The organism is Yaniella soli (assembly GCF_054782375.1).
The window spans coordinates 41,124-61,294 of record NZ_BAAGSP010000013.1 but is presented as its reverse complement, the minus strand read 5'-3'; the positions used below and the strand labels follow the sequence as shown (position 1 = coordinate 61,294).

Genomic DNA, 20,171 nt, shown 5'->3' with positions numbered 1-20,171 from the left:
ATAAGTATGTTCCACCAAAGCAGGAACCGTGTTTAACTGCCGGTGACGACGTCCCGTGACTTTGTACTCATACACATGGAAACCGTCAGGAGGACCACTATCGGCAATATTCCTCATAGCCGTTGAGTGCGACGGTGGATAAAAATAGGAAGTCCACGAGTTGAACGTTGCCACGAGCTCACGCTGACGTCGTTGGAATAGCCCTCCGTGCCGCACCACGTGCACGCTGCAAATACGTCTCTTCATCAATCAGACCCAACGCATCATCTACTAGATCTTTGACGTCGTCCCGATTTGGAACCCAACCTTCGTGCCACGCTGTAGCAAGGGACTGTAGGACGGCGCGACATTGTTATTCGAAAGCTCAGGCCAGCGATGTTCCATATCAAAGTCACTCATAATTTCCACGGCTTCCTGCTGCGTACGGTCCTCCCCTATTGAGTTGTTTTGATAGTGCCACGCTCGGCAGGCACGGTTCCGCAGTTTCTGGTGTGCCCAGTCTTGTGTCGTCCACAGGCCTCGAATTGATCGAACCCTATCCACATTTTCATTCGTTTCCTCCCACATTCGGAGCTCGGGTGCTGAAGTTTTGGCATGACACGACTTCTGGAGACCGGCGTGAACCCGGCGGCACTCATCGACAAGGCCCAGCGACTTCTCGCTAGCGCAGTCGCGGCATACCGCCGTCCCGAGGCTTATTCGAAACTCGCCCGATTCACCGTTGACCAGGCCTCGATTGACTGGGGAACGGTTTGGGGATCAGACATGTCGGAGTCGCACGAGTCTGTGCGTCCACCAGACGTCCCGTTTCCCGTGCTGCTACGCAACATCGAAACACTGGCTCGGACCGTCGAAGTACTCCAGACCCTCATGGCAGGATTTGCTTCCGCCGCCTATTATTCGGACATTGAACGAGCCGAAATATTCGGCATGCCCCCAGGCAAGAGCGCCTTCCGCAATACTGCTGAATACCTTCGTGATTCGCTGATGATCTCCCTCAAAGATGCAAAATCGCGGGTGAAGCTGGCCGGAAATTTGGCACCTCTCCCGAGTCTCGACGGTGGTCACGTGCCGGAGTCCTCGTACCCTACCGTTGCTCAAAGTTTTCTTAGTACTTCTATTGATTCGACGGCAGCCGAGATCGTGGTGGATACCGTCAAACACGTTGAGCGCGCGGCAGCTCAAGCGAAAGTACTCACCCCCGAAGTCGAAGCACAACTCGAGTCGGGCCAGAACCAACTGGCAGAACACGCGTCCACCTTGGATCCGGATGGCTTACGCCAAGTCGCCAAGCGTTGGTCACAGTACACCACCTACTGGTTCGACCAGGACGGAAAACCCGACCACGACGTACTGGATCGGAAACGTGGCGCCTTCTACCGCGGACAAACCCAGGGGCTACACAGTTGGATGCTTCGCGTCGACAGCTTGTTCCATGAACGCCTCCGTGTACTGGCCTCCGTCGTCAACAATCCCAACACCAGCTTTGAGCCACTGAAGTCTCTGTTGGAAAAGCTCTTCGGCACCAGCCTGCCGAACTTCACCACTCCGGTCATCCGCAAAAAGCCCGACAATCATGGGCAACAAGAGCTCTTTAGTGAAGACGAAGTTGGGAATCCGATGCCGGACGCTGACGAGCGCAGTCGTGAACAGAGACTCTTGGATGGCATCACAGCAGTCTTCGATACCGGGATGTCACTCGCCTCAACCACCCTGCCGACGGTCGGCGGACTCCCACCGCAGTTGAGTGTCATCATGGATTACCAGACCTTATATGATCAGACGTCCCACAGTTGCGAGGCCACCGGTCCGTCGCGCCCCAATGCGACAAACTTCATTTCGCAGGCGTTGTTTACCGGGCCGATCTCGCCGTCCTCGATTCGACCACTTTCTTGCGAGGCAGATCTCATTCCCACCGTGCTTGGGGCAAATGGTGCGGTGCTGGACATGGGACGCACGGCCAGGTTGTTCTCGCCAGATCAACGGCGAGCGCTCATCGCCCGAGATCGCGGATGTGCTGCCCCGAACTGCACGATCCCTGCTCCCTGGTGCGATGCCCATCACGCCAAATCGTGGAAACGGGGCGGCCACACCTCGATCGCTAATGCGGCGCTATTGTGTTCGCATCATCACCACGCGGTTCACGCTGGCATGTGGACGATCGAGATGAAAGACGGCATCGCTTGGTTTATTCCGGCGCCCTATTTGGATCCAGATCGCAGACCTCGACGAAACAGGTTTTGGCGATAAAGTGAGTAGCACTTTCAGTTATTCACAATGACAAATTGTGGATTGAACGAGAACCGTAAATATTGCTATATGGGCTGCTAAGGAGGCGAGGACAAGGTCCCTCGTCATTGCCGTGGGAGGGTCTACAGGACATATTGCGCTTGTAGGTCCTCCCTACCTTTTTCAATCTGGTCGCTTTTCCATATGAGCTGGCACGCGATTAAAACCGCTAACCCATTCTTCGGCTGCTGGTTCGATATTTCTCATGAGGTCGAAAATCTCGCGCATCAACAAGGGGAAATTGTCATTATGAAACATGGGACCCCTCAGATTATTCAGCTACCTATTTGAATCCAAGCTGGCGTCCCTCGACGGGATAGATTCTGGCGAATATTTTTTGCGCGCCACCTTTTAATGCACAGGTACCAAACTGTGATTGAAAACGATCCAGACATATTGCTAATGTGATTGCTAGGAGATGAGGACAAGGTGCCTCATCATGCTGGGGAGAGAGGGCAGGACGTATGCGCCTGCAGGCTCTCCCCTTTTCCTTAATATGGTCGAGCTTTCAATAAATCAGGGATGCGGTTGAAGTTGCTGGCCCAGTCTGCGACGACAGGTTCAATACTTTTCATGAGCCCAAATGCTTCTCGCATCAAAAAGGGCAGATCTTCATCAAATATCGGTTCTAAATGTGAGAGGCGATTGCGTAATCGGCGCAGATCGGTAACGCGCCAAAAAGTTATCGCCCCATCTGCGTCCGAGATGTAGGGGAATGCGAACTGCAAAGCTTCCACCCCAGATTCGTTCACGGTTGATGTTCTTGCGAATCGTTAACGAAGCTTCTGCTGTCTGATTCGGCAGCAAGTCTTTCCACATTCCAAACATGACTTGAGCTAAGACGTCATCATGTTGAACGTCATGACCAAATCGCTGATGATCCGGCATGCGCCGTAAAGCGTTATTTTCCGCTGCACGCACGGCCGAAATGCGTTTCCGCTGGGTCAAGCTGCGCAACGGTGACGCCGGTGGTGACAACAACCAACTATTGGAGTCTCCATCATTTTCTCGGTTCCACCGCTGAAGCTGTGTATCTATGGCATTGCGAAGGACGACTTCAGTGACGCCTAAAACCTGCTGGACAGCCTCGACGAGCTCGCTATGCCACTGAAACAGCGCTCACTCTCACATATCATTGCGATTCGCGGCAGCCAAGTATGGCTCCATCCGTGCAAGATGAAGAACCTGGATAATCTTCCGCCGCGAGGTAGCCTTCACCCGAACAGTGTGACAGGTCTATTGAATGTGACACGGTTAGATATCCACAGCTCTCGTCAAACAACGTTCCTCGGCCTCCGTGCTACAGCTAAGCTGGTGGCAACCCAACAGTTGGCGTCAATGGGGGCGCGTGACCGACGAAAAGTCATCAAGGAGTTCCGAGTATGGCAAGAAAACCCTTCCACATGCCACCGAAAGCGTTCGGTCCAGCAGAAGCTGATCCCAACGCCAATGTCACGGTCTTCACCGCCGACGATGCTCCGGACCTTCGATCGGGTACACCACCTGCCATGCTTCGGAAGTTGGAAGGTGACGGCGCGAATCTCATCTTTCTAACGTTCGCACCGGGGCAGGTATTGCGTTCGCACACCTCCGCCCATCCCATCACAGTGCAAGCGCTCAGTGGCAATCTTGAGCTTACGACTGATGACGGCGATGTCGTCCTCGAACCGGGCACCGTAGTGCATCTGCGGGCGATGGTCGTCCACGAAGTGTTCGCGCCAAACGACGCCGCAGAGCAAAATGTTCTACTCCTGACCATGTTCACCGGAGAACGCCACTCTGACGATTCTGCGAGCTAACGCTCAGAGGCGGGGGCCGACCGTTGTTAGAGGCGTGTTTTCGATTCAAGCACTCGGAGTAGGTGGTGGATTCCAACGGACGCGAATGCCCAATAGAAAGCACATGTCCGTGAGCCATTGTCTGTCAATATGTCTGCTGAAGATTTTTGCTACCGAGTCGTCGAGCGATAGCGCATCGGGCTCGATCCGGTCGCCGAACAACACGACCGCTACGGTGTCATTGCAACGATTGCTCATCCAAGCTGCACCGTCAAACCCAGCACGATGTGCAGCTTCGGCCCATTGCACAGTATGGGTATAAGTCCACATATCCGACGACGTTAGCTCCTGATGAGTAGTGCCCAAGGCTCGGAGCCCAGTACCCATAAACTTGGCCAGGCTCAGCTCCCGATTGGTACGAAGTCCGGCCATCATGCTACCTATGTAGTCGGCTTCCAGAAGCACACCCCCAGCGGCTGGTATATCCCGGAGGAGGGTTTCGCACACAGCTGCTTCGGCTGAATAGGCAGCATACAGTACTGGCACGACTGCCCCGGACTGGTCTGGAAAGAAGGCAAACCTGGTGGGCACACCAAATCCTGGGTTGAAGTCAGTGGCGAGTCTTCCGCCGGCGACACTTAGCACTCGGTATAGCAACTGGTCGGCTTCAACGGTAAATGTCTCTGCGGAGCGCAGACCTGTTGGCCACTGACCTTCTACCATTGGGCCCCGAACCGACCTCTAAAAACTGCCAAGATCTGGTCAGCATCCTCAATGACGTCGACCGGTCGCTCACCATCCAGGCTCGGCGACTCCAGTAGGAACCATTGGGCCACGTCCTCATCCGACACCTCAAGTTGCGAGGCCTCTCGGAGGACATCCAGCACGGAGTGATAGACCATGCCGGAATCGGTAAATTGAAAGCCGGGATACAGATATGCATTGCGCCGAAAGATACCCAGGATTTTGCGAGCTTTGCGCCTGTCGTTAGCAAATCCCCCGGTCGTTTGCTTCGAGCCTGCGAGCCGAGCAACCGTGCGGCCGTCGAGTAGCCCGAACTCGGCTTCAATCTCAAGCCAAGCATTTTCGGTCGCAGCAATACCAGCTGCCATCTGAGATGAAACCGGTTGCTCTAAAGCTTCCATTGCATCACCGAGCAGTCGCATCGATTGCAGCATCCGCTGATAATCCTCGGATTCCGCCAGCGCGAGCTGTTCGGCTCGAGACTCGGGTGTAAGCGTTGGCATAACAGCCTCCTTCCTTCGATTCAATTTTAGTCGGATACCCGATGGAAGTAAAGGTTATTGGTATGGAAACTATATTTCGGACCTCACCGCACCGCCCGCGAACTCCCCGCCACAGCTATATCTAGGGGCACGCAAAAACACTGCGGGGACCAACGTATCCGTCGGTCCCCGCAGTGCTATTACAACTGTTTGATCTCGATCAGTGTTAGTAGGCCTGTTGACGCTGCTCCACGATCAGATGGATGAGCGCAAATTTGCCGTCATTGTCAATGGCGTCGCAGCAGGCTTGAATCGCCGCTGGGATCTGCGAGTTCTCAGTCACCTGCACACCGTAGCCACCAAAGGCGTTTGCCATGTCAGCGAAGTTCGGGTTTTTCAACTGTGTACCGGAGACGCGGTCCGGGTAATCACGTTCTTGGTGGGTGCGAATTGTCCCGTATTCTTGGTTGTCCATGACGATGATGAACGGGGTGGCACCGTATTGGTTTGCGGTGGCGATTTCTTGGCCGTTCATGAGGAATTCGCCGTCACCTGCTACCGTAACTACACGCTTCTCAGGGTTGTTCAGAGACACAGTGATCGCCGATGGGATCGAGTACCCCATGGAACCGTTGCGCGCCGAGATCAGTGAACCATAGTTATGGGTTGGGAAGTAGCGGTGCACCCAGTTGGTGTGCTCGCCCGCGCCGAAAGTGACCATGGCATCGTATGGCAGAGTCGGCACAAGATGCGCCATCATCGCATCCATAGTTGCCGGACCTTCGTTGAGGCTCTGCGTTGGAAGTGCAGCGAATTCTTCCTGCTGGCCGCGCATTTTTGCCGTCCACGCTTCCCACTCAGGTTTATTGGGCAAATCCATCCGGATCAAATCGCGGATGAAGTCAGCTGGCTTGGCAACAATCTGGTGGGACACCGGACCGGAGCGGCCGCGCAGCGACGGGTCAATAGTGACCAGGAAGTTTTTCTTGTCCCAGTTCTGACGAATCGTGAACCCGTCGGTGATCATATCGCCAGGAACCGTCCCGACAAACACGATGAGGTCGGTTTCTTCGAGGAGATCGTATGTTGGTTTGGGACGTCCGTATCCCATCGGGCCAACGTAGGAGGGAGAATCAAAAGCGATGGTGCCCTGAGTACGCCATTCAACCGCGCCAGCGATCTTATGATCTTCCAACCAGTTTGTCAGAGCCTTCGACGACGCATCGTCCCAATCGTTACCACCGGTGATAAACAGTGGCTTTTCGGATGCCAGTAGTGCGTCGTGGAGCTGTTTCCAGTCGTCTACCGTCATGCCGCCACCAGCAACCGGGATCTGTGGATGCAACCGGGCATCGATTTCTTCTTTAATGATGTCTTCTGGAAGCCCCACCACGACTGGGCCTGGGCGACCAGAGCTTGCCGCAAACATCGCTTCAGCGACAATTTCTGAGGCGCGTTCCGCGTGGTCGAGGACCATGACGCGTTTGGTACCGGTGCCGAACCAGGCGTGCGGGTCGAATTCCTGAAATGCTTCTTTTTCGCGGTGTTCGAATGGAATGAGGCCCACGAACAGCACCATTGCCGTCGAGTCCTGCCATGCGGTATGCAGTGCCACGTGGGCGTTAGCTGCACCTGGACCACGAGTCACCATGGCCACACCGGGAATTTGGTTCAGTTTGCCGTCGGCTTCAGCCATATACGTGGCCCCGCCTTCGTGGCGACAGACGACATTTTTAATCGGGGAATCTACAAGTCCATCAAGGACATCCAAATATGATTCACCGGGAACCGAATACACACGTTCTACTCCGTGCGCCACCAACGTGTCGACGATGACGTGTCCGGCTGACTTCTTTTGACCATTACTATTAAGTGGGTAACCCATAAATAGTGCTCCTTGACTGAAATTTTTGGCGTTCAGCCCAGTCGCCATTGACCTGTGGGCAAGCGCTAACCATCTCAAATTACCAGCCTTGCTCGGAATATGTGAACTGTAACCCAACGTTGCAGCATATAGAACCCCTGAAAGCAGTCGAACAGCACACGGTGCTGCGTTAGGAGAACGCTCAGCAATGTCGAACGTCATCATCATCGGTGGTCATGGCAAAGTCGCTCAGCTCGCCACCCCGCTGTTGGTCGAGGCAGGTCACAAGGTCACGTCCATCATTCGCAACCCTGATCAAAAGCAGACCATCACAGACCTTGGCGCGACACCATTGGTCTTCGATATCGAAACTGCAACGCAAGACGATTTTGCAAAGGTCCTTGGCAACCAAGACGCCGTAGTGTTCGCAGCAGGTGCCGGTGGCGGGAACCCGGCCCGTACATACGCAGTGGACCGTGACGCGGCCATCGCTTCGATGGACGCCGCTCAGGGTGCCGAAGCCATGCGGTACATCATGATCTCCTACTACGGTTCTTCCCTCGACCACGGTGTGGATGAGGACAGCTCATTCTTCCCGTATGCCCAGTCCAAGGCGCTGGCGGATGAACACCTCATGGATTCTGATCTGCGCTGGACCATCCTGGGGCCAAGCACGCTGACGTTGGATGAGCCATCCGGCAAGATCCGTCGTGTCGGTCGCATGACCGATGAAGAACTGGCCGAAGGAGACAGCTCCGACACCTCCCGCGCCAACGTGGCACGCACGATCGTTGCTGCGCTGGGATCAAACAAGACCGTCAATATCATTGTGGACTTCGTCGACGGTGAGACTCCGATCGAAGACATCTTCGGTTAAGCCGTCCAGCCACACGCAAGCGCCCGGAAACTGTCTCAGTGTTTCCGGGCGCTTGCTGTAACCGTGACAAGTCAGAGCTCTGGTGGCTGCTCAGCTGCAGTTTTTCGACGGCGCGCTACCAGCAGCATACCGAGGCCAATGGCTACCAGTCCGATGAGCACCGCGATGGTGATGCTGGCACTCGTATTTGCCAAGAAGCCATCTGAGGGCTGAGCATCTGGATCGCCTTCGTCGTCACTGTGGTCATATTCACCGGCGGTCAATGCGCTTCCACTCAGCACAGCTGCCGCACGACAGCTTGCTTTCTTCCAGAAAGATCGTTGAGACGCCACAAACACTCCTCTTCACGTGTGAGACCTTCTGAGAGTAGGGAGCACATATGAAATATTCGGGCATTCTGAGTGAACTCTCAGCAAAGAGTACGTATTGAATGCCTATGCCAAGATAAAAAGCGTCTCAGCCGATAAGTCCCAGACTGACAAGTGATAATGCCACGTGCCTGGCCAGGTCGAAGCTCACCGATCTGATCTATTTTTAAGTGCGCTGATGCATAGTTCCAGCGACTGCTCAGCTGTTTCGTTTCCTCACGAGAGTTGAGACGATGAGATTGCTAGGAAATTTAATGTTGTCTATCAACCAAGGATGGTAATCATGACAATGCGAGCTGCTCGTTTTCACGATCAAAAAGATATCCGTATAGAAGACATTGAACGCCCCACTGCAGGTCCCGATGACGTGCTGATTGACGTCGCCTGGTGTGGTCTTTGTGGTACGGACATCCATGAATACCAAGAGGGCCCAATTTTCATTCCACCGAAAGGTAGTCCACACCCGATTACCGGAGAAGAAGCGCCTATCACCCTCGGGCACGAATTTTCTGGGACCGTCGCGGAGGTCGGCGAAAACGTAACCAACCTCAAGGCGGGCCAAAACGTCGTCGTTGAACCTTATGTGATCTACAAAGAGTATTGGGACACAGAAAACTATCACCTGACGCCGGACCAAAACTTTATTGGTCTAGCAGGCGGTGGCGGCGGTCTCGCCGAACAGATCGCAGTGGATAAACACTGGGTGCACCCTATTCCAGACAGCATCTCTTTGGACGAGGCTGCACTCATTGAACCACTCGCGGTGGCCTACCACGCCGTCGAACGCTCCGAAGCAAAAGCAGGAGACGTCGCGCTCGTAGGTGGCGCCGGCCCGATTGGCCTGTTGACCGCTGCGGTGCTGAAAGCAAAAGGCGTCACCACGATCATCTCGGAGCTGTCGAAGAAGCGTATTGAGACCGCGAACGAGACCGGTGTTGCCGACCACGTATTCAATCCCCAAGAGGTTGACGTGGTGGAAGAAGTTGTGAAAGTTACCGACGGCAAAGGTGCCGATCTCGGCTTCGAGGCGACTTCGGTTGATGTCGTGCTCAATACGCTGTTCGCAGCGGTTCGAAAAGCTGGCGTCATCGTGAACGTGTCCATTTGGGGCCACAAGCCAGAGGCCGACCTGGCCACGATGGTCACGAAGGAACAAGATCTACGTGGGACGATCGGGTATTACAACAGCCACGAGCCATCCATCGAATTAGTCAGCTCGGGCAAGGTCGATTTGAAACCGTTCATCACCCATAAGATTGCGTTGGATGATCTCGTAGACAAAGGTTTCGACATCTTGATCAATCACAACGACACTGCGGTGAAGATCTTGGTCTCGCCGTCAGGTAAGGGTCTCGAAGACTAGCAGTCCTCCCCTGCGGAACTCAGCCTTGGCTCTAGCTATGGGCTAAGGCTGAGAGTCCCAGGCTGCCGAACTTCGCTGGCACATCCATGGTGCCGACCGGTGCGTGTGCCGCCAACGGGACCAGGCCGCGAGGGCCCCTGAGAATCAAGACAGAAGTTCGACCTTCGTGTGCATGTATGCCGTCGAGGCGCGCCCAGCCTGAAATCGTCCAGTGCTCGGCGGTGTGCGGGCCATACCCGGGCAGTGCACACGCAAGGCCTGCAGGCTCGAACACCGAGGACATCCATTCCTTGACTCGACCGTTATGATCGATGAGTTGGCGCAGCACTATCAACAAGTCAGCTACGGTTGTGTACCCGGTGAAGCCTTCACCGCTTGAGCGATCCTCGACCCCGGTGATTGTGGTGTTGGGCAGGCCTGCCACGAACCGACGCCCTTGTTCGAGCACGTCAACGCCCCGATTGTGCAGGTATCCCAGCAGCGCGAGTGTCACTGAGCCATCGCCACTGGCAATCATCAGACGCAGAGCGTCATCCACACTGACTTGCAGGGCGCCCGTGAGATGCCTTAGTGAACCCGTATTCGCCTGCGCGCGGTGCTCGTCCGTGATCTCAATCGTTTCATCAAACAACCCGGGCTCGTTCTTCTCGAGTTCGGCCAGGGTGCAGGCGAAGAAGAGTTTGCCAACCCCTGAGAAGGTGAACACTATATCGTCGTTCACCGCTCGACCGCCTTCAACGGAGTAGAGCAACTCCCCGAACTCTTGTTCCCAATAATTCGGGACAACGACCTGCCGAGCAACGAGCTCATCCGGCGTAGTACTCAGGAACGCATGCTCGATCACTTGACCGCACTCTGCAAAAAATTCAATCGCACGAGCGCGACCCGGCGTGCCGTCCATCAACTCCACCGGGATGTGTTCGGCGAAGACAGCGACCGAAGCAACCGGTTGGCCCGCCACATCTAGGAGCAAGCCAACTTGGGAAAGTCCGCGGATGCCACGGCCGTTCTTTTCTGCCATCACACCCTGACGGAGACGGGCACCAAGCATAGGCGTGAATAAATTGCCCATGAGTTCCACGGCGAAACCGCACAGCTCTGAATTGAGCCCGAGCTTCGCCGCTTCGCGTTCATCGGTGCACCCGTATGCCAGCTTTTCTAGAAGTAACGCCTGATCATGCGCTGAGGTAACCGTCATCGATTCAATGGAATGCGACCATGGCAGCTGACCGGATCGGGGGAAGATCTCGCGGTGCAACGTGTCATACATGCCGACCTGCGCGCAGTAATCATTGACCGACTGCAGAGCATCACCGGTGGCATCTTCAATCGCTTGAAAGACCAGCTGAGTACAAATGTTGTCCGAAGTGATCATCATTTGTGCCAGGTGATCACGCAGAGTCAGTTCGATACCGGCAGACAGGTTGCGCATGATGCCCGCCTGCACGCCGTCCTTCAGCTGCTCATCTATCGTATAGGTGTCGTCTAATGACAGTCTGCCCGACTGCACCAGGGCCAAACATGCCAACAGCACGCACACTTTTCGCGTGCTAAACGCCCCGAGCACTGTCCGGTCGGCATCACCAGCCACATGTCCAGAACTCAAATCACGTATTTGCCAGTGCACAGCAAACGGATACCTATCCGCGAGCTGACGTATGCGCAGTTCTAGCTGGCCCAGTTGTGTTGTCATATGCTCCACGCAGTATCTCGATGTCATCGATGGGTCTTCGTCTAATATAGACTGCCTTGCGCATCGGACGGCTTTTTCACGAGGGCGTTTCGGGCGCGAGAATTCATTGCGCCCTTATGAGCCGGGGAGTTAGATTTCATATGCCTGCGCATTCACACCGGCCCGGCGCAACAGATTGCGAAACTGTGCCTCTTCGACTGCACTAAAGTCTTCGCACAACGCGGTGTCGAATGCGGCAACCTGAGATTCTAATTGACGCATGAGCGCCGCCCCCGAGTCAGTAATCGAGATGACGCGCTCACGTCGATCCTCCTGGGGACGTTTGCGCTCGATGTATCCTTTGGCCTCGAGTGCTTGGATGATGTCCTGCATACTCTGCGGCTTCACAAAAGTTCTTCGCGCGAGCGCGGCACCTGACAGCGCCTCATGCTCCAGCAACACCCCTAGGGTCAAATACTGCATGGTCGTCACGCTCGCATCGCGCAGCAGAGCATCCATCTGACTCCGATTTGCAGCCTCGAGGGATTTCACCAGGTATATCAACGATGGGATCTCACGGAACCTCGACGAAGTATTGGAACCGTGCTGGGCATGGTGGTGAGCGGTCATACAGTGACTCTAATGGATTGCGTCGATGTGTGAGGCGTGACATACTACCTATCAGGAAACCTGATTATTGAGTTTTATAATCAACACGCAAAGGATTGTGATGTCTGGACAAAATATCGGCTTAGGATCTTGGCCGGCACGTCGCGCACGACTCACCCCTCACAGCGTCGCCCTACGTTACGGTGAACGCGAAGACACCTACCGCGAACTGGCAGAGCGGGTTGAGGCACTCGCGGCGGGGTTCCGCAACGCTGGCATTTCCCGAGGCGACAGGGTGGCGTATTTCGGAGCCAATCACCCTGATCTTCTCACCACACTTTTTGCAGCTGCGCGCATCGGCGCGATCACTGTATTACTCAACGCTAGGCTGAGCCCAGCGGAGATCAGTTTTATGCTTGCCGACTCGGACACAGCACTGCTGATCCACGGCTCCGAGGTGAGCGATACCGTGGAACACCTCAGGCACGACCGGCCAGCCCAAAGGTGCCGTGCTGACTCATGGCAACCTATTTTTTAACGATGTGAATGTATTGATCGAAACCGATCTGACCAGTCACGAAGTCTGCTTAGCCGTGGCTCCGCTATTTCACATCGCGGGCCTGAATGGTCTCGTACTCCCGGTCATATTGAAGGGTGGCACAATCGAGATTCTGCCGTCGTTTATCCCTCAGACCGTGTTAGAAACGATTCGCCGTCGTCAGGTGACATGTATGTTCGGAGTTCCAGCAATGTTAGACGCTCTGAGTGCAGAACCTGCCTTCTCACAAGAAACGTTGGCGTCTCTGAACACCGTGATCGTCGGTGGCGCACCTGTACCCCAACGAACACTTCGACGCTGGTCCGAGCATGACGTCGACGTACAGCAAGGGTACGGTCTGACGGAAACCTCACCGGCAGTGCTCAAGTTGGCCGCGGAAGACGCTCGCGACAATATTGGTTCGGCCGGCAAACCACAATTCTTTGTAGACGTTCGTCTCGACGACCCGAACGGCAAGGAGTCAAACAAGACGAGCGTAGGAGAGATTCTGACTCGCGGGCCGAACGTGTTTCGCGAGTACTGGAATCGGCCGGATGCCACGCGGTCGGCATTTCATGAGGACTGGTTCCGCACCGGAGATATCGCCACCGTCGATGCGCACGGGTTCTATAGGCTGAAAGACCGGTCCAAAGACATGTATATCTCTGGCGGGGAGAATATTTATCCGGCAGAGATCGAAGCGCTACTTATGGATATCGAAGGGGTGGCAGAAGCCGCTGTTGTGGGGATTGACGACCCCAAATGGGGCGAGGTAGGCCGAGCGTTCATCGTGACGGACGGCGTCACCCAATGGACAGAGGCCACGTTACTCGATGCTCTACAGGATCGATTGGCGCGCTACAAGCAACCAAAATCCATCGTGTTTGTAGATGAACTCCCGAGAACTTCCACCGGAAAGCTACGCAAAAACACACTGCGAGAACAAGCCCAGGAGAGCGAATAATGTCCACGACGTACCAACCCCTTGCAGCGGACTTTTTGCAAACCCATTCCTATCTCACCGAGCAGGAGAAGGAGACGCTGGCCAACTTACGGGCGCTCCTTGAGGAACATGCCGCACCATACGTGAACTCGTGGTGGCAGTCCACTGAGTTCCCACAGGAGCTGTTGAAGACCTTCGCTTCTGGAGGCTGGTTCCATCACGCTTACGAACAGACACGCCCTTTCGAGAATTCCGCACTCTTCCGTGGCATGATCGCTCTTGAAATCGCACGAGTAGACGCTTCACTTGCGACCTTTTTCGGAGTGCACACCGGATTAGCTATGGGTTCGATCATGCTGTGCGGCTCCGATACGCAGCGCGAGGAGTTCATCCCGAAGATGGCTACCGGTGAACTGATCGGATGTTTCGCACTGACCGAACCAGATCATGGCTCGGATGTGGCACGCGGGTTAGAGACTACGGCACGCAAAAATGGGGACCATTGGGTTCTCAACGGCTCGAAACGATGGATTGGGAATGCCACCATCGCAGATCTAGCAATTATCTGGGCCAAGACCGAGGATACCGGCGAAGTCAAAGGGTTTATCGTCGACCCAAATAGCGACGGGTTTAGGGCTACCAAGATTGAAAATAAGTACGCACTGCGCATAGTACAAAACGCTGACATTACCCTCGACAACGTCATCGTGCCCGAATCAAGGCGATTGCAGAAGGCCGATAGCTTCCAAGATACCGCCAAGGTGTTGAAACTGACGCGGTTAGAAGTCGCGTTCACGGCCTTGGGCAATGCGATTGGTGCGTACGAAAAGGCAGTGGCCTATACAAAGCAGCGCGAGCAGTCCGGACGCATCCTGCACTCTTACCAACTGGTCCAAGATCTTTTGGCAAAGTGTCTCGCCAACATCACCAGTTCATGGTCGCTGGCCATGGAAGTTGCACACATGAAAGATCAAAACCGACAGGATGATGAACACTCCGCCATGGCCAAGCTGGTGGTCGCCAATCAAACGTGAAGTCGTGTCCTGGTGCCGCGAGCTGCTAGGAGGCAACGGCATCGTACTTGACGAAGGCGTGATGCGACACTTTACCGACGCTGAAGCACTGTACTCTTTTGAGGGCACGCGCGAGATGAACTCGTTGATTGTGGGACGGTCCATCACTGGCAAACAGGCGTTCGTCTAATACTTCGGCCGGGCGGACCATCAACGCTCATCGCGCCAATGGTTCGCCCGGCAAAGACAGAAGCCCTCAGTCACTACTCAGAGAGAAACAGATCTTCCTCGGTAGGAGCATTTTCGATGAAATCGTAGCGATCTGCGAGGTTGGTCATTTCCATGAGCGCTTCACGATCCACTTCGCCATCCAAGCGTTCCATCACGAGCGATTCAGCGTCTTCTTCAGAGATTTCTAGGAACTCCACAAGCAGTTCGCGTGAGCCTTCCTGATCTTCTTCAGCTGCAGCGAGTGCCTCTGTCATGGCTTCACCGAATTCTGCCGCCATCTCTGGATCATCGGCGGCGAGTTCCCCCGAAGTAAAGGTCACCATGGTGGACATGCCAGGATCGGTCTCTTGGAAGGAATAGCCGATGAGTTCGTTGGCGTCATCGGCAAGCAGGCCAGAGAGGAATGGCTCCGGAATCCAGACGGCATCGGTGTTGCCGCGTTCCAACTGTGCTGGCATGTCAGGGAAGCCGATTTCTGAGAAGTTCAGTGCCTGCGGGTCTGCCCCGTCTTGTTCTGCAAGATTCATCACGGTGAGATCACCCAGTGTGTTGAGTGCATTGACCGCGGTAGTTTTGCCTTCGAGGTCTGCCCAGGTGTCAATATCGGAGTCTGCTCGCGTCACTACACCAGCAACATCTTCGCCTTCTTCAAGCGAGTTTGAGTACCCTGCGACGATTTTCATGTCCAGGCCCTGGTCTACAGCAGTCACCACGGACAGTGGGTTCCCGACGCCAAAGTCCATCTGGCCGGCGGACACCGCGGGCAGCATGGCCGCGCCAGCACTGGAGACTTCATAGGTCACATCGAAACCGTGTTCTTCAAAAATGCCGTGCTCGATACCGTATGCGACGCCGACGCTTGGAGCGATGGACAGCACGCCGATCGTGACTTCGCGCAGCTCCTCCGAGTCTCCACCGGCAGCTTCTTCTCCACCACCGCCACCACCGCAGGCAGTGAGCAATAGCGCCGAGGCAGCGAGCGTCGCAAAACCGAATGATACTTTCTTGTTCATGTTGTTCTCCCTGTGAAAGTGATTTGATCGAGATATTCATCAATTGAATTACACAATAGACTAGATGTGGCAACGATGGAAGAGTTTTGTCGATTGAATTGTTACGCATGTCACAACTTTCAGGCTTCAATTGCGAGCAAGACAAGCCAGCCACCAAAAACACCCGTCAGCCAGCTGCCGTTACAGATATAAGTAAAATTTGTGGAATACATCAAAAAGTTAAGGTTTTCTCATGTCTGTGAGCCATGTCATGATGACATGCATTGTTCAAACGCCACTGCGATGTAAGGAGATACGCGATGAAACGCGGAACCGGCCTGACCACCCTCGCTAGCGTAACCATGCTCATGTCGACCGGATGCGGTCCCAACGCTGGGCAGCAAGTGTCGGCCGAAGATTATCCAGAGCAAAACATCGAGATGGTTGTCGGCTTCGGCGCCGGAGGACACAACGACTCAGTAGCACGGAAATTCGCCGAAGGGCTTTCCGAAGAGCTAGGAGAACGTGTCTTGGTGGTAAACCGGGAGGGTGGTGGCGGGGCCATCGCCGCAACTGAAGCCGCCCACGCTGCCCCAACCGGTTATGAAGTGCTGTTTGCACCGACTGGAGCCTTCACAGCCACCATGCTGCAGCAAGATGTCGCCTACGAGATCGACCATTTCCGATCGATCACTCCCCTGGCGGAGAACACGTTCGTTATCGCCGTGCCCGCAAATTCGCCGTTTGAAACTTTTGAAGATCTCATTGAAGCTGACGGTCGCGTCGTTTTCTCTGCTTTCGGGGAGGGCCATCAGACCCACGTTGTCGGCGAAGGCATCGGGCGCGAATACGACCTCGACGCTGAAGTCGTAGCCTACCCAGGCAGCCCTCCCGCACTGCAGTCGGTCGTCAATGGTGAGGTTGATTTCGGTGTGCAGGATGTCACGAGCGCGATGCCAAGGATTGAATCGGGTGAGCTGCGAGCTCTGGCCGTGACCACTGACTACGTTCCAGACGCATTTGAAGAGCTGTCCCCCGGAGTCCCTTCGATAGCGGATTATGACCTCGAGCGATACATGACCGCCGGATCGCAAGGACTCGTTGTTCCGTCAGATGTTCCCGAGGAAATCGTCAGCAAGTTGGAAGACGCCTCCGAGAAAGTCATTGAGTCCGAAGAATACGTCGAGTTCATCGAAAATTCGGGCAGCGTCATACCCGATGTGGGCGGCGAAGAATGGTTCGGCCGCTACGTGCCCGGTGAACATGAGCGTTTCCGCACCCTGTACGACGAACTCGGGATCCCCTACGAATCATGACGCCAAACATCAGAAAGCCAGACATGTCGAAAAACGCCGCTGAGCAAAAGCTACCCCAGCATGATGATGAGCTCGACGACTACGATCTCGAGAATTACGAGGGCTCACCGCCGCGCGACGAGCCGGGCATCATCGATTGGTATTCCCCAGTGGTGATGTTCATACTCGGTGTTATCGTGCTGCTCGCCGCGCTCGACCTGGGTATTGGTACGCTACAGGACCCTGGGACTGGGCTGTGGCCCGCGCTGAACGCAGTTTTACTGATCGCGATGGCACCATTGGGGCTATTTGCCCGACACAAGTTCGAGCCTCCCACACAACAGGGACTGCTGCGTGTACTCGGCGTGGCGGCCCCCATGTTGATTTTCGTCCCCCTCTACAACTGGGCTGGCCTTATCGGAGCGGGGGCCGTCGCATTGATCATCATCACCCGGTTCGTCGGAGGGATGCGCTGGCTTCCTGCCTTCGTGACCTCGGTGATGACCCCCGTGATCGTATACGTGGTTTTCGCCATCCTGTTGGGCGTAAACCTGCGACCCTTCTGACCTCCGCCCGCTCGCACCGACTGAAAGTTCTGCATCATGAATGAAATCCTCAACGGTTTAGGCTACGGCTTTTTCGTGGCGTTCCAGTGGGAGAACCTGCTGTTCGTCCTGATCGGCGTAACCGTCGGGACCGTCATCGGACTGATTCCCGGTCTCGGCCCGGTGGCAACAATCGCTCTGCTGCTGCCCCTGACCTACACTCTTGAACCGGCCAGCGCCATCGTGATGTTGGCCGGCATCTATTACGGGTCAATGTACGGCGGTCGAATACCAGCCATTCTCCTGCGCATGCCCGGAGACGCATCAGCGGTGATCACCACCTTCGACGGGCACCCGCTCGCCCAGCAAGGCAGAGCCGGGCCAGCATTAGGCATCACTGCGATCGGGTCGTTTCTCGGTGGTACCGTCGCCATCATCGGCCTCACATTGCTCGCTCCAACTTTGGCCAATGTAGCCGGTGATATCTCCTCACCGGACATGTTTGTTCTTGCCGGGCTGGGCTTGCTGATGATCGCATTCATTGGAACCGGTTCCCGACCGAAAGCCCTCATCGCTGCAGCGCTGGGAATCCTCATCTCCATCGTTGGCCTTGACCCCACTACCGCGGAACAACGTCTTACCTTCGGTTCCTTTGAGCTCACTGCCGGGATCCACATCGTGGCGGTTGCCGTCGGTGTCTTCGGCATCGGAGAAATCATGTTTAACGCTCAGCAGGGTTTCTATGGCGGGTTAGCCAAGACGACCATCGATAGGGTGCTGCCTACAAAAACAGACTGGATCCGCAGTCGTTTTGCCATTGCCCGTGCTTCCATTATTGGCTTCTTCGTCGGTATCATTCCTGGCGGCGGTGGCACGATCTCCTCGGTGTTGGCTTATGGAGCCGAGCGAAGGTTCTCCAAACAACCAGAGAAATTCGGCAAAGGTGCTATCGATGGGCTGGCTGCCACAGAGACCGCAGACAATGCGTCCTCGAACTCCGCGTTCATTCCCCTGCTAACCCTCGGTGTTCCGCCCAACCCGGTACTGGCGTTGATTTTCGGCGCCTTGCTCTTGCACAACATTACCCCCGGGCCCGGATTAGTTAACGATCATCCCGATGTCTTCTGGGGGCGTAATCGCTTCGATGTATGTCGGAAACGTCGTGCTACTGCTCCTGAACCTTCCGTTGATCGCCCTGTTCGTGAAGATGCTGAAGATCCCGGGCAAGGTCATGGCACCAATCATTCTCATGGTCGCAGTTGCCGGAGTCTATTCGGTGCGGAACTCAATGTTCGACGTGCTGCTAGCGATTATTTTCGGGGTCGTCGGATACTTTTTACGAGTGTTCAACTTCGATCTCGGGCCGTTCATCCTTGGATTCATCCTCGGACCCATTTTGGAAGAACACTTCCGCCGCACCATGATACTGTCCGATGGATCGTTCATGATTTTCTTGCAGCGCCCCATCCCCCTCATCATCATGTCCTTGCTGATCATCGCGGTCGTCTGGTTCGCCTACGATTCCCGCCGCCGAAAGAAGCGCATGCTACCCACCATGGATCAGTATCAAGAGGCTGAGCGCACAATAGGCTCAACCGACCGGAAACACTGATCAGTTATGCATTTCGAGGTGTTGTCGCAAAAATTCGATGGCTGTTTCGACCTTTGCGCTACGGGTCCGGTCAGGCTGTTCAACTGCCACGATGGCGTTATGCGGCGTCGTATCGGCAACAGGAATGTAGCGCACTTCGCGACCATCGTAAGCGACATAGGAGGACGGAATCAGGTTGAAATAGGACCACCCCAAACCATGAGCCACCATAGAACGGACGGTCTCGTAGTTCGAGCTCGGCCACTGAATCTTCGGCGTCAAACCAACTCCGGCGATGGCTTCGGTGATCCGCTGCATCGAAGGTGGGATGTCCACGGGGATCAGCGGCTCATCAATAAGGTCAGCAAGATAGATCGACGACCGGTCCGCGAGGGGATGGTTCGCAGCAACCACGACATAGGGGTGGATTTCGTGCACCGTTGTGGTGGTGACCCCGGGGTGGGTTTGGCGTTGATACAGCAGACCGAGATCCGCATTGCCTCGACGAATGAAATCGTATAGCTCGGCTGGTCGCGATTCGGCAACTTCGATCGTCACCTGCGGGTGGTGTTTATGAAAGTGGGTGATCAAGGGCGGAACTACGTGCGGGGAGATCGACGCTGTAACTTCGAGACGCAACGTGCCTCGCATGCGCGACTGATCATCCTGCACAACCGCTGCGGCATCATTTACCGCGGCTATAACGCGCCTCGCGTATGGAATGAGCGAGTCACCAGCCGGCGTCGTCGTGGCTCGACGCGCTGGGGAGCGGCTTAGCAACTGGGCGTTGAGGCTCCCCTCTAACTGCTGCACCGCCATAGAGACGGCGGCTTGGCTTATGTGCAAGGCCCGCGAGGAGGCACTGATCGAGCCGTAGTCAACGACGGCGAGAAAGTACTCCAATTGGCGCACGGTGATATCAGACAATGTCGAAACTCCAGTGTGTGTGCAGCTAGTCGGTTGGCTCAACGAACGTG

Annotated in this window: 19 protein-coding genes and 2 pseudogenes; 12 read left to right on the top strand and 9 right to left on the bottom strand. The window is 55.4% G+C overall.

All coding sequences use genetic code 11. The features are described 5' to 3' along the window. Positions 1 to 594 precede the first annotated feature (594 nt). Positions 595 to 2,250 carry an HNH endonuclease signature motif containing protein gene (locus ACYVJT_RS08495; protein WP_343956138.1) on the top strand — a complete coding sequence of 552 codons (1,656 nt, stop codon included), beginning with the start codon at positions 595 to 597 and terminating at the stop codon, positions 2,248 to 2,250. A 530-nt stretch (positions 2,251 to 2,780) separates the two neighbouring features. Here the strand turns inward: ACYVJT_RS08495 and ACYVJT_RS08490 are convergent. Then, positions 2,781 to 3,041 (bottom strand): hypothetical protein, encoded by a 261-nt coding sequence (locus ACYVJT_RS08490; protein ID WP_343956139.1) that lies wholly within the window; start codon positions 3,039 to 3,041, stop codon positions 2,781 to 2,783. 134 nt (positions 3,042 to 3,175) lie between these two features. Here ACYVJT_RS08490 and ACYVJT_RS08485 point away from each other — a divergent pair, with 134 nt between their 5' ends. Further along, on the top strand, positions 3,176 to 3,313 hold the full coding sequence (locus ACYVJT_RS08485) for a hypothetical protein (protein WP_343956140.1): 138 nt from the start codon (positions 3,176 to 3,178) through the stop codon (positions 3,311 to 3,313). Positions 3,314 to 3,671: 358 nt separating this feature from the next. Beyond that, positions 3,672 to 4,088 carry a cupin domain-containing protein gene (locus ACYVJT_RS08480; RefSeq protein WP_343956141.1) on the top strand — a complete coding sequence of 139 codons (417 nt, stop codon included), beginning with the start codon at positions 3,672 to 3,674 and terminating at the stop codon, positions 4,086 to 4,088. 45 nt (positions 4,089 to 4,133) lie between these two features. Here the strand turns inward: ACYVJT_RS08480 and ACYVJT_RS08475 are convergent, their stop codons facing one another. From ACYVJT_RS08475 to ACYVJT_RS08465, 3 genes are all read right to left on the bottom strand, one after another. Then, entirely contained in the window at positions 4,134 to 4,790 is a 657-nt protein-coding gene (locus ACYVJT_RS08475) for an RES family NAD+ phosphorylase (RefSeq protein WP_343956142.1), read from the bottom strand. Continuing rightward, positions 4,784 to 5,314, bottom strand: coding sequence for a hypothetical protein (locus tag ACYVJT_RS08470; RefSeq protein WP_343956143.1), 531 nt, complete (start codon positions 5,312 to 5,314; stop codon positions 4,784 to 4,786). Before ACYVJT_RS08470 ends, ACYVJT_RS08475 begins: the two co-directional genes overlap by 7 nt. Positions 5,315 to 5,519: 205 nt before the next feature. After that, the gene (locus tag ACYVJT_RS08465; RefSeq protein ID WP_343956144.1) at positions 5,520 to 7,178 is read right to left on the bottom strand and encodes a thiamine pyrophosphate-dependent enzyme; all 1,659 of its coding nucleotides are present in this window, start codon (positions 7,176 to 7,178) and stop codon (positions 5,520 to 5,522) included. A 187-nt stretch (positions 7,179 to 7,365) separates the two neighbouring features. On the opposite strand from ACYVJT_RS08465, the gene ACYVJT_RS08460 reads away from it, so the two are divergent. Beyond that, positions 7,366 to 8,034 (top strand): NAD(P)H-binding protein, encoded by a 669-nt coding sequence (locus ACYVJT_RS08460; protein WP_343956145.1) that lies wholly within the window; start codon positions 7,366 to 7,368, stop codon positions 8,032 to 8,034. Positions 8,035 to 8,105: 71 nt separating this feature from the next. On the opposite strand, the gene ACYVJT_RS08455 is transcribed toward ACYVJT_RS08460, so the two are convergent. Beyond that, positions 8,106 to 8,297 carry an LPXTG cell wall anchor domain-containing protein gene (locus tag ACYVJT_RS08455; RefSeq protein WP_499418304.1) on the bottom strand — a complete coding sequence of 64 codons (192 nt, stop codon included), beginning with the start codon at positions 8,295 to 8,297 and terminating at the stop codon, positions 8,106 to 8,108. Positions 8,298 to 8,691: 394 nt separating this feature from the next. Between ACYVJT_RS08455 and ACYVJT_RS08450 the strand changes: the two genes are divergently transcribed. Continuing rightward, entirely contained in the window at positions 8,692 to 9,765 is a 1,074-nt protein-coding gene (locus ACYVJT_RS08450) for a 2,3-butanediol dehydrogenase (RefSeq protein ID WP_343956192.1), read from the top strand. Between the two features lie 31 nt (positions 9,766 to 9,796). On the opposite strand, the gene ACYVJT_RS08445 is transcribed toward ACYVJT_RS08450, so the two are convergent. Next, entirely contained in the window at positions 9,797 to 11,458 is a 1,662-nt protein-coding gene (locus tag ACYVJT_RS08445) for a serine hydrolase (protein WP_343956147.1), read from the bottom strand. A 129-nt stretch (positions 11,459 to 11,587) separates the two neighbouring features. Further along, positions 11,588 to 12,067: a MarR family winged helix-turn-helix transcriptional regulator gene (locus ACYVJT_RS08440; RefSeq protein WP_343956148.1), complete on the bottom strand. Its 480-nt coding sequence runs from the start codon at positions 12,065 to 12,067 to the stop codon at positions 11,588 to 11,590. A 100-nt stretch (positions 12,068 to 12,167) separates the two neighbouring features. On the opposite strand from ACYVJT_RS08440, the gene ACYVJT_RS08435 reads away from it, so the two are divergent. The 3 genes and pseudogenes from ACYVJT_RS08435 (at position 12,168) to ACYVJT_RS08425 (ending at position 14,730) form a co-directional block, all read left to right on the top strand. Continuing rightward, positions 12,168 to 12,584: an AMP-binding protein gene (locus tag ACYVJT_RS08435; RefSeq protein WP_343956149.1), complete on the top strand. Its 417-nt coding sequence runs from the start codon at positions 12,168 to 12,170 to the stop codon at positions 12,582 to 12,584. Next, positions 12,556 to 13,548: an AMP-binding protein gene (locus tag ACYVJT_RS08430; RefSeq protein WP_343956150.1), complete on the top strand. Its 993-nt coding sequence runs from the start codon at positions 12,556 to 12,558 to the stop codon at positions 13,546 to 13,548. Before ACYVJT_RS08435 ends, ACYVJT_RS08430 begins: the two co-directional genes overlap by 29 nt. Beyond that, a pseudogene (locus ACYVJT_RS08425) lies at positions 13,548 to 14,730 on the top strand (acyl-CoA dehydrogenase family protein). Before ACYVJT_RS08430 ends, ACYVJT_RS08425 begins: the two are co-directional and overlap by 1 nt. Before the next feature lie 73 nt (positions 14,731 to 14,803). Here ACYVJT_RS08425 and ACYVJT_RS08420 read toward each other — a convergent pair. Continuing rightward, positions 14,804 to 15,784: an ABC transporter substrate-binding protein gene (locus tag ACYVJT_RS08420; RefSeq protein ID WP_343956151.1), complete on the bottom strand. Its 981-nt coding sequence runs from the start codon at positions 15,782 to 15,784 to the stop codon at positions 14,804 to 14,806. Positions 15,785 to 16,083: 299 nt separating this feature from the next. Here ACYVJT_RS08420 and ACYVJT_RS08415 point away from each other — a divergent pair, with 299 nt between their 5' ends. The 4 genes and pseudogenes from ACYVJT_RS08415 to ACYVJT_RS08400 all read left to right on the top strand — a co-directional run bounded on the left by ACYVJT_RS08415 (position 16,084) and on the right by ACYVJT_RS08400 (position 19,215). Beyond that, entirely contained in the window at positions 16,084 to 17,079 is a 996-nt protein-coding gene (locus ACYVJT_RS08415) for a Bug family tripartite tricarboxylate transporter substrate binding protein (protein ID WP_343956152.1), read from the top strand. A gap of 23 nt (positions 17,080 to 17,102) precedes the next feature. Next, positions 17,103 to 17,624, top strand: coding sequence for a tripartite tricarboxylate transporter TctB family protein (locus ACYVJT_RS08410; protein ID WP_343956153.1), 522 nt, complete (start codon positions 17,103 to 17,105; stop codon positions 17,622 to 17,624). 36 nt (positions 17,625 to 17,660) lie between these two features. Then, a pseudogene (locus tag ACYVJT_RS08405) lies at positions 17,661 to 18,674 on the top strand (tripartite tricarboxylate transporter permease); the annotation flags it as partial. A gap of 46 nt (positions 18,675 to 18,720) precedes the next feature. Next, the gene (locus ACYVJT_RS08400; RefSeq protein ID WP_499418312.1) at positions 18,721 to 19,215 is read left to right on the top strand and encodes a tripartite tricarboxylate transporter permease; all 495 of its coding nucleotides are present in this window, start codon (positions 18,721 to 18,723) and stop codon (positions 19,213 to 19,215) included. On the opposite strand, the gene ACYVJT_RS08395 is transcribed toward ACYVJT_RS08400, so the two are convergent. After that, entirely contained in the window at positions 19,216 to 20,121 is a 906-nt protein-coding gene (locus ACYVJT_RS08395) for a LysR family transcriptional regulator (RefSeq protein WP_343956155.1), read from the bottom strand. Between the last annotated feature and the right edge of the window lie 50 nt (positions 20,122 to 20,171).